This is a genomic window from Mycobacterium sp. SMC-17, from assembly GCF_045310915.1.
GTDB lineage: Bacteria > Actinomycetota > Actinomycetes > Mycobacteriales > Mycobacteriaceae > Mycobacterium.
Genome location: NZ_JBJIAK010000002.1, coordinates 178,729 through 191,302 on the forward strand (window position 1 = coordinate 178,729; position 12,574 = coordinate 191,302).

12 protein-coding genes are annotated in these 12,574 nt (G+C 68.9%); 5 read left to right on the top strand and 7 right to left on the bottom strand.

The window, feature by feature from the left end:
- Positions 1-5: 5 nt before the first annotated feature.
- Positions 6-968: a thiamine-phosphate kinase gene (locus ACJH7A_RS02175; protein ID WP_406801358.1), complete on the bottom strand. Its 963-nt coding sequence runs from the start codon at positions 966-968 to the stop codon at positions 6-8.
- A gap of 69 nt (positions 969-1,037) precedes the next feature.
- On the opposite strand from ACJH7A_RS02175, the gene ACJH7A_RS02180 reads away from it, so the two are divergent.
- Complete coding sequence (locus tag ACJH7A_RS02180; protein WP_406801359.1) at positions 1,038-1,592, top strand: DUF3515 domain-containing protein; 555 nt, start codon at positions 1,038-1,040, stop codon at positions 1,590-1,592.
- Here the strand turns inward: ACJH7A_RS02180 and ACJH7A_RS02185 are convergent.
- Genes ACJH7A_RS02185 through ACJH7A_RS02195 form a run of 3 tightly spaced genes read right to left on the bottom strand, consistent with a single transcriptional unit; the run spans position 1,589 to position 4,845 of the window.
- The gene (locus ACJH7A_RS02185) at positions 1,589-2,698 is read right to left on the bottom strand and encodes a D-alanine--D-alanine ligase family protein (protein ID WP_406801360.1); all 1,110 of its coding nucleotides are present in this window, start codon (positions 2,696-2,698) and stop codon (positions 1,589-1,591) included. The genes ACJH7A_RS02180 and ACJH7A_RS02185 overlap by 4 nt on opposite strands.
- Before the next feature lie 32 nt (positions 2,699-2,730).
- Positions 2,731-3,843, bottom strand: a complete 1,113-nt coding sequence (locus tag ACJH7A_RS02190) for a cystathionine gamma-lyase (RefSeq protein ID WP_406801361.1) — start codon at positions 3,841-3,843, stop codon at positions 2,731-2,733.
- Between the two features lie 3 nt (positions 3,844-3,846).
- Positions 3,847-4,845 carry an NAD(P)H-dependent glycerol-3-phosphate dehydrogenase gene (locus ACJH7A_RS02195; protein WP_212811929.1) on the bottom strand — a complete coding sequence of 333 codons (999 nt, stop codon included), beginning with the start codon at positions 4,843-4,845 and terminating at the stop codon, positions 3,847-3,849.
- Positions 4,846-4,888: 43 nt separating this feature from the next.
- Here ACJH7A_RS02195 and cofC point away from each other — a divergent pair, with 43 nt between their 5' ends.
- From cofC to ACJH7A_RS02210, 3 genes are all read left to right on the top strand, one after another.
- A complete protein-coding gene (gene cofC, locus ACJH7A_RS02200) occupies positions 4,889-5,545 on the top strand; it encodes a 2-phospho-L-lactate guanylyltransferase (RefSeq protein ID WP_374704297.1) in 657 nt (218 codons plus the stop codon).
- Positions 5,546-5,603: 58 nt separating this feature from the next.
- Positions 5,604-7,769: an RNA degradosome polyphosphate kinase gene (locus ACJH7A_RS02205; RefSeq protein ID WP_374704296.1), complete on the top strand. Its 2,166-nt coding sequence runs from the start codon at positions 5,604-5,606 to the stop codon at positions 7,767-7,769.
- Positions 7,770-7,831: 62 nt separating this feature from the next.
- On the top strand, positions 7,832-8,761 hold the full coding sequence (locus ACJH7A_RS02210) for an NUDIX domain-containing protein (RefSeq protein WP_406801362.1): 930 nt from the start codon (positions 7,832-7,834) through the stop codon (positions 8,759-8,761).
- 71 nt (positions 8,762-8,832) lie between these two features.
- Here ACJH7A_RS02210 and ACJH7A_RS02215 read toward each other — a convergent pair whose 3' ends face one another.
- The 3 genes from ACJH7A_RS02215 to leuC form a co-directional block, all read right to left on the bottom strand.
- The gene (locus tag ACJH7A_RS02215; protein WP_135357175.1) at positions 8,833-9,507 is read right to left on the bottom strand and encodes an HU family DNA-binding protein; all 675 of its coding nucleotides are present in this window, start codon (positions 9,505-9,507) and stop codon (positions 8,833-8,835) included.
- Between the two features lie 247 nt (positions 9,508-9,754).
- A complete protein-coding gene (gene leuD, locus ACJH7A_RS02220; RefSeq protein ID WP_064860460.1) occupies positions 9,755-10,348 on the bottom strand; it encodes a 3-isopropylmalate dehydratase small subunit in 594 nt (197 codons plus the stop codon).
- A gap of 12 nt (positions 10,349-10,360) precedes the next feature.
- Entirely contained in the window at positions 10,361-11,785 is a 1,425-nt protein-coding gene (gene leuC / locus ACJH7A_RS02225; RefSeq protein ID WP_135357174.1) for a 3-isopropylmalate dehydratase large subunit, read from the bottom strand.
- Between the two features lie 75 nt (positions 11,786-11,860).
- Here leuC and ACJH7A_RS02230 point away from each other — a divergent pair, with 75 nt between their 5' ends.
- Positions 11,861-12,562 carry an IclR family transcriptional regulator gene (locus ACJH7A_RS02230; RefSeq protein WP_029105769.1) on the top strand — a complete coding sequence of 234 codons (702 nt, stop codon included), beginning with the start codon at positions 11,861-11,863 and terminating at the stop codon, positions 12,560-12,562.
- Positions 12,563-12,574: the final 12 nt, after the last annotated feature.

Here is a 12,574-nt window from a genome sequence, read left to right on the forward strand (position 1 = left end):
GTACCTTACTGACCGAACGATTCCCAGCCGGCGGCTCCATGCCACGACGCGCCGTCGACCGTCACGCGCGGCTCCCCGGGCCCGACCGTCCCGATCGCCCGCCAGCCCGCGGGCAGCGCGCCCCCGAAGGTGCCGACCAGCACGTGGTCCTCGCCGCCGCCGAGCACCCAGTCGCGGGCATCGCCACCCACCATCGCGGCCGCCGGCGTCAACGTCGCCACGTCGGCCGCGAGCGCCGCCATCGACAGGTCGATCGCCACACCGGAAGCCGCCGCGATGTGGCCGAGGTCGGCGACCAGGCCGTCGGACACGTCCGTCAGCGCCGTCGCGCCGGCCGCTGCGGCGGCCGCGCCCGCTCCGTAATGCACCTGCGGCACCAGATGCCGTCGGCGCAGCTCGTCGAACTCGTGAATACCGGCCTGCCACAAGGTGTATCCGGCACCCGACCAGCCGAGCTCACCGACCACCGCGACGGTGTCGCCCGGTTGCGCACCGGACAGCAGGACGGGCGAGCGGCCGCCCAGATCGCCCAGAACCGTCACCGAGATCACCCACTGCGGCGCGGCCACCAGGTCGCCGCCGACGATGCCGGCACCGAATTTCGTTGCCTCCGACCATAATCCGTCGGACAGGCGTTGGGCGTCCGCAACCTCGGTATCGACCGGCGCCCCGAAACCGACGACGAACGCGTACGCCCGGCCGCCCATGGCTTCGATGTCGGCGGCATTCTGCGCAATTGCCTTGCGCCCCACATCATGCGGCGTGGACCAGTCCAGCCGGAAATGCCGGCCCTCGACCAGCATGTCGGTGGACACCACGATCCGGCCGTCGGGGACCGTCAGCAGCGCGGCATCGTCACCCGGGCCGACGACGACCTCGGCGGGCTGGGTGCGCCGGGCGGTTATCCGGCCGATCACCGCGAACTCGCCGAGCCCCGCCAGGGTCTCCCCGGATTCCGCGCTGGTCATGGTCGTGGAGTCTATGCAGGCTCACCGCCGTCGGCCGCCCCGGGCGACGGGCGCTCTAGAGTGGCCGTCATGACCGAACCCGACGATCCGGATGGCCCGCCCCGCGGCGCCCTCATCGCGGCCGTCGTCGTGGCGGTCGCCGCGCTCGTCGGTGTGCTCGCGTATGCCGCGCTGCGGCAGGCCCCTGCCGACAAGCCCGTCGCGCTCCCGCTCGCCGGTGCCCCGGCACCGCAGGCCGACAGCGACCAGTGCCGGGCGCTCCTCGCGACACTGCCGGACACCATGGGCGACTTCCGGCGGGCGACGCTCGCCGACCCCGCCCCGCCCGGGGCCGCCGCCTGGCTGGGCCCGACCGGCATCGACACCGTGGTGCTGCGCTGCGGTGTCGAGCGGCCCGACGATTTCGTGGTCGGCGCGCCGCTGCAGATGGTGAATGCGGTGTCGTGGTTCGAGGCCAGCGGACCGAGTGCCAGCACCTGGTACGCCGTCGACCACGGCACGCCGGCCACCTACGTCGCGCTGACGCTGCCGCAGGGCTCCGGTCCGACGCCGATCCAGACCGTCTCCGAGCTCATCGAAAAGGTGATGCCGGCCCGGCCGCTGGATCCGGCACCGGCCCGTTAGCGCAGGCCGGTCCCCCGCCGGATCGCGGTGTCCACCATGACGCTGAGCAGCGTGGCGTAGTCGACGCCGCTGGCCGCCCACATCTGCGGGTACATCGAGATGGTGGTGAAGCCGGGCATGGTGTTGATCTCGTTGATCACCGGCCCGTTCTCGGTCAGGAAGAAGTCGACGCGGGCCAGGCCCTGGCAGTCCAATGCCTTGAACGCGCGGATGGCCAATTGCCTGATCTCGTCGGCGGTTTCGTCGTCGACCTTGGCGGGCACGTCGAGTTCGGCGGCGTCCTCGAGGTACTTGGTGGCGAAGTCGTAGAACCCGCCACCCACGCGAATCTCGCCCAGCTCACTGGCCGCGACACGGCCGTCCGGGTACTCCAGCACCCCGCATTCCACTTCGCGGCCCGGCATCGCGGCTTCGACGATCACCTTCGGATCATGTTGGCGCGCATAGGCGATGGCCTGGTCCAGTTCGTCCCACGCGGCAACCCGGCTGACGCCGATGGACGATCCGCCGCGGGCGGGCTTGACGAACACCGGCAGTCCCAGGCGCTCCCGGTCGTCGAGGCTCAGCGTCACATCACGCGGCCGCAGCACCACCTGGTCGCCGATCGGCAGGCCATCGGCAGCCAGCAGCTTCTTGGTGAATTCCTTGTCCATCCCGGCCGCGCTGGCCAGCACGCCCGCGCCGACGTACGGCACCCCGGCCAGTTCCAGCAGGCCCTGGATGGTGCCGTCCTCGCCGTAGGGGCCATGCAGCACGGGGAAGACGACGTCGACGGCCGTCAGCACCTGCGCGACGCCGTCCTGCAGCGACAGCAGTTCACCGCGGCGGTTCGGATCGGCGGCCAGCGTCAGCGCGGTGCCGGACGCCTCGGTGACGCCCGGCAGCTGTCCGTCGGTGATGGCGAGGGTCTCCGGACGACCCTCTCCCAGCACCCAGGAACCCTCCGGGGTGATGCCGACGGCGACGACCTCGTAGCGGGCCGGATCCAGGTTGCGCAGGATGCTCCCGGCCGAAACACAGGAGATGGCGTGCTCCGAACTGCGTCCGCCGTAAACGACGGCGACCCGGGTACGGCCGGCGGCTCCTGAGGATTGAGGGGCAGTCACAATCTGGAGAGGCTACCTGGCTGAGCACGCGGCTACCCGAGCGCAGCCGTGATGTCCGCCAGTAGGTCGTCGGTGTCCTCGATGCCGAGCGATATCCGCGCAAAGCCCGGCTCCACCGCATCGCCCCAGCGTGCGCGCCTGTCGACCGAGGTGTGGATGCCGCCGAAACTGGTCGCGGCGACCAGCAGCTGGCTGCGGTTCACCAGGTCCCGGACGGCGGCGGCATCGGCCAGTTCGATCGCGATGAGGCCGCCGAAACGTCGCATCTGCTCGCGGGCGACGGGATGCGCCGGATCGGTCGGCAGACCCGGATAACGCACCGCGCGCACGGCGGGATGGGCGTCGAGCGTCATCGCCAGTGCGAGCGCGTTGCCGCACTGCCTTTCGAACCGCAGTCCGGCGGTGCCGAGGCTGCGCAGCGCCAACCAGGCCTCGAAGTGGCCGAGGATCGCGCCGGCCAGCAGTCGGTCCCGTTCGATGGCGGCCATCACCTCGCGATGGCACCCGGCGACGTAGCCGGCCAGCAGATCACTGTGCCCGGACAGCCCCTTCGTCGCGCTCGCGACCACCAGATCCGCGCCCAGCGACAGCGGCCGCTGGCCCAGCGGGGTCGCGGCGGTGTTGTCGACCATCAGGGTCGCGCCGCGGGAGCGGCAGATGGTGGACAACCGGTGCAGGTCGACGACATCCAGCGTCGGGTTGACCGGGGATTCGGCGAGCACGACGTCGGCACGGGAAAGCTGCGCCGCCGTGCCACAGATGTCCGCGGCGGCCGCCTCGATCACGGTGACGCCGCGGGCCGCGAGATGCTCGGCTGCGTATCGGCGCACCTGGTAGTAGCCGTCCGCGGGGACGACCAGGGTGGTGCCGGGGGCCGCCAGCACCCGTAGTGCCGACGAGATGGCGGCCATCCCCGAGGAGAATGTCAGCGCCGACGTGGCGCCCTCGAGCTCGGCCAGGGCCGATTCCAGTTGGCGCCAGGCCGGATTGGAGTTGCGGCCGTAGAAGTCCAGACCGTCGGATTCGTCGTCGGACAAATGGTAGGCCGCCACCGGAACCGGCGGCGGTGCCACCGGTAGCCCCGGAACACGTTGCGACGCAGTCGCTTTGACGCTACGGGTGGAATCGCCGAGTTGGCCGTCCACGACTCACTCCGGCTTGGTGCTGCGGCCGAGCAACAATGCGAACGCCTGGTCCACCGACAAACCCTTGTGGCACACCCGGTTCACCGCGTCGGTCAGCGGCATCTCGACGTCGTAGCTCTCGGCGAGGGCGAGCACCGACTGGCAGGACGTGACACCCTCGGCGACCTTGCCGCTGGCCGCGGCGGTCGCCGACTCCATGGTGCCACCGCGCGCCAGGCGCTCACCGAAGCTGCGGTTGCGGGACTGCGGCGAGGTGCAGGTGGCGACCAGATCGCCGACGCCGGCCAGCCCGGCAAGGGTTACGCCCTTGGCGCCGAGCGCGATTCCCAGTCGCATGATCTCGGCCAGTCCGCGGGTGATGATCGCGGCGGCGGTGTTCTCGCCGAACCCGGCGCCCGCTGCCATGCCGCACGCCAGCGCGATGACGTTCTTGCAGGCCCCGCCCACTTCGGCGCCGATCACGTCGGCGCTGGTGTACGGCCGGAAGTAGCCGGTGGCGAATGCGCGCTGCAACGCGACCGCGCGTCCCGAGTCGGTACACGCGATGAGGGTGGCGGCGGGCTGCTCGTCGACCACCTCGCTGGCCAGGTTCGGTCCGCTGAGGACGGCGACCCGGCTCGGATCGGCGCCCGTCACCTGGACGATGACCTGGCTCATGCGCAACAGGTTGTCGAGTTCGATGCCCTTGGCCACGCTGACGAGCGTGGTGTCATCACCGAGATGTCCGGTCCAGGCGGTCAGGTTGGTGCGCAGCGTCTGCGACGGCACCGCCAGCAGCACGGTGCAGGCGCCCGTCAGCGCCTCGGCGGGGTCCGCGGTCGCCTTGATGGACGCCGGTAGCGCCCGGTCACCGAGATATTTCGAGTTCCGGTGGGTCTCGTTGATCTCGCGCGCCACCTCGGCGCTGCGCGCCCACAGCGTCACATTGTTGCCCGCGTCCGCCAGGACTTTAGCCAGTGCCGTCCCCCACGCGCCGGCACCCATCACCGCTGCCTCCACCACGCGTCAACAGTAGCCCCGCCGGCCCTTTGGCAGTATGGCGGTCATGAGCGGCGACCCGAGGGTGCAGACGGCCGGCGATGGCGCCGGTGTCGGGTTGATCATCGCGGTGAAACGGCTGGCCGCGGCCAAGACCCGACTGGCCCCGGTTTTCGCCGGCGATCTGCGCGAGCAGGTGGTGCTCGCGATGCTGCTCGACACCATCACCGCGGCCCTGGCCGTGCCGGCCGTCGGCTCGGTGACCGTCGTCACGCCCGACCCGGACGCCGCCGCCGCGGTGCGCGAACTCGGTGCCGGCGTGCTGCTGGACCCCACGCCGGCCGGACACCCCGATCCGTTGAATCACGCACTCGCCGCCACCGAGCGCGTGCTGCGGGACCGGGTGACGAACGTCGCGGTGTTGCAAGGTGACCTGCCCGCGCTGCGCACCGCGGAATTGGCCGACGCGATCGCCGGCGCCAGTCGGCATGCCCGCAGTTTCATCGCCGACCGGCACCGGACCGGCACCGCGGCACTGTTCGCCTTCGGTGCCCCACTCGTTCCCGAGTTCGGCGCCGATTCCGCACGGCGCCATGCCGATTCGGGCGCGGTGGAACTGCCGGGTGACTGGCCGGGCCTGCGCTGTGACATCGACACCCCGGACGACCTCGAGACGGCGCGCCGGCTCGGTGTCGGCCCGGCCACGACGCGGATCGTCGGCTGACCACCGGCGTTCACCAACCATGTGGCCTGCACCCAGCAGATAGGGAATGATCGTCGGGGTGACCGAAGCCGACACCCGTTCAGCACACACCGACCGCACACCCGTCGACTCGGACCCGGAGACACTGCCCGCTGCCACCGCGGATCCGACGGACGGCGCGCTACCCGATGACCGGTACCTCAACCGCGAGCTGAGCTGGCTGGACTTCAACGCCCGGGTGTTGGCGCTCGCCGCCGACCGGTCGCTGCCGTTGTTGGAGCAGGCCAAGTTCCTGGCGATCTTCGCCTCGAATCTCGATGAGTTCTACATGGTCCGGGTGGCCGGGCTGAAGCGCCGTGACGAGACCGGGCTCTCGGTCCGGTCGGCGGACGGGCTGTCGCCGCGCGAGCAACTGCGCCGGATCGGTGAACGCACCCAGCAGATCTCGACCCGACACGCCACGGTGTTCGGAGAGGTGGTGCGCCCGGCACTGGCCGAGCAGGGCATCACGATCGTCAACTGGAGCGAGCTGGACGAGCACGAGCAGTCCAAGCTCTCCACGTATTTCCACGATCAGGTGTTCCCGGTGCTGACGCCGCTGGCCGTCGACCCCGCGCACCCCTTCCCCTTCGTGAGCGGCCTGAGCATCAACCTCGCCATCACCGTGCGCAATCCCGACGACGGCACCCAGCACTTCGCCCGAATCAAGGTGCCGGACAACGTCGATCGGTTCGTGGAGCTGCCCGAGCCGGGCACGACGGGCGACGGCGTGAAGTCGCGCGTGCGGTTCCTGCCGATGGAAGAACTCATCGCGGCGTTCCTGCCGGTGCTGTTCCCCGGGCTGGACATCGTCGAGCACCACGCGTTCCGGATCACCCGCAACGCCGACTTCGAAGTCGAAGAAGATCGCGACGAGGATCTGCTGCAGGCGCTGGAACGCGAGCTGGCGCGCAGGCGGTTCGGCTCACCGGTTCGGCTCGAAGTCGCCACCGACATGACCGAGAACATGCTCGACCTGCTGCTGCGCGAGCTCGACGTGCACCCCGGCGACGTGATCGAAGTTCCTGGACTGCTGGACCTTTCGTCACTGTGGCAGATCTACGGCGTCGACCGGCCCGACCTGAAGGACCGGCCGTTCGTGCCGGCCACGCCCCCGGCGTTCGGCGAGCGGGAGACACCGAAGAGTATCTTCTCGACGCTCCGCGACGGCGACGTCCTGGTGCACCACCCGTACGACTCGTTCTCCACCACGGTGCAGCGTTTCATCGAGCAGGCCGCCGCCGACCCGAATGTGTTGGCCATCAAGCAGACGCTGTACCGCACCTCGGGTGACTCCCCCATCGTCAACGCCCTGATCGACGCCGCCGAGGCCGGCAAGCAGGTGGTGGCGCTGGTGGAGATCAAGGCCCGGTTCGACGAGCAGGCCAACATCAAGTGGGCCCGCGCGCTGGAGCAGGCGGGCGTGCACGTGGTGTACGGGCTCATCGGGCTCAAGACCCATTGCAAGACGGCGTTGGTGGTGCGTCGCGAAGGTTCGACCATCCGCCGCTATTGCCATGTGGGCACGGGCAACTACAACCCGAAAACCGCACGCCTGTACGAAGACGTCGGCCTGCTGACGGCCTCGCCGGAGATCGGCGCCGACCTCACCGACCTGTTCAACTCGCTGACCGGCTACTCACGCAAGGTGTCGTACCGCAACCTGCTGGTCGCTCCGCACAGCGTGCGGCGCGGCATCATCGAGCGCATCGAGCGCGAGATCGAGGCCAAGCGGGCCGGCGGCGACGGCCGGATCCGGATGAAGATGAACGCCCTGGTCGACGAACAGGTCATCGATGCGCTGTATCGGGCGTCGCAGGCCGGGGTGCGGGTCGAGGTCGTGGTCCGGGGTATCTGCGCGCTGCGTCCCGGCGCCGAGGGATTCTCCGAGAACATCGTCGTGCGCTCGATTCTCGGCCGCTTCCTTGAACATTCACGCGTTATTCACTTCAACGCCATCAATGAATTCTGGATCGGCAGCGCCGACATGATGCATCGTAATCTCGACCGACGCGTCGAGGTGATGGCGCAGGTGAAGGACCCGAGACTGACCGAGGAGCTGAGCGGGGTGTTCGATTCCGCGATGGATCCGGCCACCCGTTGCTGGGAGCTGGGTCCGGACGGACACTGGACCGCGCTGCCGCGCGAAGGCGAGAAGGTCCGGGATCACCAGGTGTCGATCATGGAGCGGCATCGCACGCCGTAGTTTTCGCCCGGCAGCAACGCACCGCGAAAACCTGATCCCGACAACCACATCCAGGAGCACAGGTGCCGAACAAGACGGCGCATGACACCCGCGCGACGCCGGTGCTGGCAGCGGGGGCGGTGTTGTGGCGCCCCGGCGAATCCGGCGCGCCACTGATCGCCGTCGTCCACCGACCGCGCTACGACGACTGGTCGCTGCCCAAGGGCAAGGTGGATCCCGGTGAAACCGAACCGGTTACCGCCGTACGGGAAATCCTGGAAGAGACCGGGTACGAGTCGGTGCTGGGCCGCCGGCTGGCCTCCGTCAGCTATCCGCTGGAGTACGGCACCAAGAAGGTTCGCTACTGGGCGGCCCGCACGACCGGCGGCGGGTTCAGCCCCAATGCCGAGGTCGACAAGCTCGACTGGCTGCCGGTGGCCGAGGCCATGCTCCGGCTGCAATATCCGCATGACCGACAAGTTCTGCGGCGCTTCACCCGTCGGCCCGCCGATACCCGCACCGTGCTGATCGTCCGGCACGCAACCGCGGGCCGCAAGGCTCGGTACAAGGGCGACGACCGGCTGCGGCCGCTCGACAAGAAAGGCCGGGCACAGGCGGAATCGCTTGTCGGCCAACTGCTCGCCTTCGGGGCCAGCGAGGTCCATGCGGCGTCGCGGACCCGGTGCCACCAGACCGTGGAACCGCTGGCGCAGGAGCTCGGTGTCCGGGTACGGGATGAACCGACGCTGACCGAAGAGGCTTTCGCGGCCGACGCCGACGCGGCCCGCAAGCGGGTGCTGAAGATCGCCGCAAAAGCCGACGACGACACGGTCCCCGTCATCTGCACGCAGGGCAAGGTGATCCCGGACCTGATTTCGTGGTGGTGCGAGCGCAGCGGCATCCGGCCCGACAAATCGCGTAATCGCAAGGGCAGCATGTGGGTGATGTCACTGCACGGTGACGCGCTCGTCGCCGCGGATCACATCGGCAGCCCACTGCCGACGAAGCGCTGACACTCCACACACAGACACGCCGTGGATCGGTTGATCCACGGCGTGTCCGAGTCGGACCTATCGGATAGGGCTTAGCGGCGGCCCTTCTTGGCGGGAGCAGCCTTCTTGGCCGGTTCGGCCTTCTTGGCGGGAGCGGCCTTCTTGGCCGGAGCCGCAGCCTTCTTCGCCGGTGCGGCCTTCTTGGCGGGAGCGGCCTTCTTGGCCGGAGCCGCAGCCTTCTTCGCCGGAGCGGCCTTCTTGGCGGGAGCGGCCTTCTTGGCCGGAGCCGCAGCCTTCTTCGCCGGAGCGGCCTTCTTGGCCGGAGCGGCCTTCTTGGCCGGAGCCTTGGTGGCGGCGGCCTTCTTGGCGGGAGCGGCCTTCTTGGCGGGAGCGGCCTTCTTGGCCGGGGCGGCCTTCTTGGCAGCGCCACGCTTGGCCGGAGCTGCGGTGGCGCCGCGCTTCACGGCGGGGCCGTCAGCCGAAAGACGCTGCAGGCCAGCGACAACGGCCTTGAACTGAGCGCCCGGGCGGAAAGCCGGAACCGACGTCGGCTTCACCTTGACGGTCTCACCGGTGCGCGGGTTGCGCGCGACGCGGGCGGCGCGGCGACGCTGCTCGAAGACGCCGAAGCCGGTGATGGTGACGCTCTCACCCTTGTGCACGGCGCGGACGATGGTGTCCACGATGTGCTCGACGGCCGCGGTGGCCTGACGACGATCGGTGCCCAACTTCTCTGTCAGGGCATCGATGAGTTCTGCTTTGTTCATCCAAAACCTCCGATTCAGTGGCCCTGGGTGGACCGACTAATGCACACGGTAAACCCAGTACCCGCCGATTTCCAAGAGCCACGCCCGGTTTCGGGCATAGCTATGACGAAATTCGGCAATCCGGTTGGCCCACTTGGGAGGTGGTTGAGAGGTTTCGAAACGTGGTTGCGGGGGCAGGGATTCGAGCTGCGCCCGAGTGCCGAAATTGCTCCGCAGGCCCTCCGCCGGGGCCTGCGGAGCCCCTTGGTCAGGCCGGCAGAGTGCGCGGTTTGTAGCTCGGCCGACGCTGCTCGAAGGCCTCGATCTCGTCGCGTTTCCGCAGCGTAAGGCCTATATCGTCAAGACCTTCGAGCAGCCGCCATGCGGTGTAATCGTCAATCTTGAAGGGCAGCACGACCGTTCCCGCGGTCAAATTCCGATCTTGAAGATTCACAGTGATTTCCAGCCCCGGGTTCTGCTCGATCAGCTTCCAGAGCAGTTCGACATCGTCCTGTGCGACCTCCGCGGCGAGCAATCCGGCCTTGCCAGAATTTCCCCGAAAAATATCTGCGAAGCGCGACGAGATGACGACCCGGAATCCGTAATCCATCAATGCCCACACCGCGTGTTCGCGCGACGAGCCGGTGCCGAAATCGGGTCCGGCGACCAGAACCGAGCCGCGGTCGAACGGCGGGAGGTTGAGGATGAACGACGGATCGGTCCGCCAGCCGGCGAACAGTCCGTCCTCGAAACCCGTTCGGGTGACCCGCTTCAGGTACACCGCGGGGATGATCTGGTCGGTGTCGACATTGGACCGGCGCAGCGGAACGCCGATTCCGGTGTGGGTGTGGAAAGCCTCCATTACAGTGCGCTCCTAGCTCAGATCAGCGGGTGAGGACAGGGTTCCGCGCACCGCGGTGGCGGCGGCGACAGCGGGAGACACCAGGTGGGTGCGGCCGCCCTTGCCTTGGCGGCCTTCGAAATTCCGGTTGGATGTCGAGGCGCTGCGCTCCCCCGGAGCCAGCTGATCGGGGTTCATGCCCAGGCACATCGAACATCCGGCCTGCCGCCATTCGGCGCCGGCGGCGGTGAAAACCTCGCCCAGACCCTCGGATTCGGCCTGTGCGCGCACCGCCATCGATCCGGGCACCACCAGCATCCGCACGCCATCGGCGACCTTGCGGCCACGCAGCACGTCGGCCACCACTCGCAGATCCTCGATCCGGCCGTTGGTGCAGGACCCGACGAACACGGTGTCCACCGCGATATCCCGCATGGGCGTATTGGCCCGAAGGTCCATGTAGGCCAACGCCTTTTCGGCGGCCAGCCGGTCGCCTTCATCGAACATCTGTTCTGGGTCAGGGACATTCGCGGACAGCGGCACGCCCTGCCCGGGGTTGGTACCCCAGGTGACGAACGGGCTCAGGGTGGCCGCGTCGACGTGCACCTCGGTGTCGAATTCGGCACCCTCGTCAGTACGTAACGCCGTCCAGGCCGCCACGGCCGCGTCCCAATCCGCCCCCTGCGGCGCATGCGGACGGCCCTTGAGGAACTCGAACGTCGTCTCGTCGGGCGCCACCATGCCGGCGCGGGCGCCCGCTTCGATGCTCATGTTGCAGATCGTCATGCGGCCTTCCATCGACAGCGATTCGATGGCACTGCCGCGGTATTCGATGACGTGACCCTGACCGCCGCCCGTACCGATCTTGGCGATCACCGCGAGAATGATGTCCTTGGCACTGACACCCGGCGGCAGTTCGCCGTCGACATTGACCGCCATGGTCTTGAACGGCTTGAGCGGCAACGTCTGGGTCGCCAGCACATGCTCGACCTCGGACGTGCCGATGCCCATCGCGATCGCGCCGAAGGCACCGTGCGTCGAGGTGTGGCTGTCACCACACACCACCGTCATACCGGGCTGGGTCAGACCCAGCTGCGGTCCGATGATGTGCACGATGCCCTGCTGCGCGTCACCCATCGGGTGCAGGCGGATGCCGAATTCCGCACAGTTGCGCCGCAGCGTCTCAACCTGAGTGCGGGACACGGGATCCGCGATCGGCTTGTCGATGTCGATCGTGGGGACGTTGTGGTCCTCGGTCGCGATGGTGAGGTCGGGGCGATGGACGGGACGACCGGCCAGGCGCAGGCCGTCGAATGCCTGCGGGCTGGTGACCTCGTGCACCAGATGAAGATCTATATAGATGAGATCGGGTTCGCGGGCGGCACCTTCACCGGCACCCTCGACCACCACATGGTCCGCCCAGACCTTCTCCGCCATGGTGCGTGGCTTGTTCGTCATGACTGTGCAGTTCCTTCCGCGATACCCGGGAGGGCTGACCTACCATCCCACAATGCGAGACGTTAGTATCTCCCTGTGAGACAGGATAGCGGCATCGGCGTCCTCGACAAAGCGGTGGGTGTGCTGCATTCAGTGGCCGAGTCACCGTGTGGACTGGCCGAACTGTGCACCCGCACCGGGCTGCCCCGGGCGACCGCCCACCGACTGGCGGCAGGCCTCGAGGTCCACCGACTTCTGGCCCGCGACAACGAGGGACGGTGGCGGCTCGGCCCGGCACTGACCGAACTGGCCGGGCAGGTCAACGATCCGCTGCTGAGCGCGGCGGGCGCGGTGCTCCCCCGGCTGCGCGAGATCACCGGCGAGAGCGTGCAGCTCTACCGCCGGGAAGGCATGGCCCGGGTGTGCGTCATGGCCCTCGAACCACCGTCGGGCCTGCGCGACACCGTGCCGGTCGGCAGCCGGCTGCCCATGACCGCCGGCTCCGGTGCCAAAGTCCTGCTGGCGTACAGCGATCCCGCGACGCAGCAGGCGGTGCTGCCGACGGCGAAGTTCACCGACCGGGTACTGGCGGAGGTCCGCCGGCGCGGTTGGGCACAGAGCGCCGCCGAGCGCGAGCCCGGCGTGGCCAGCGTCTCGGCACCGGTGCGGGACAACCGCGGTGCGGTGATCGCAGCGGTGTCGGTGTCGGGGCCGATCGACCGGATGGGCCGCCGCCCCGGCGTGCGCTGGGCGAGCGATCTGCTGGCCGCGGCCGAAGCGCTCACCCGTCGTCTGTGACACCGATCAGCA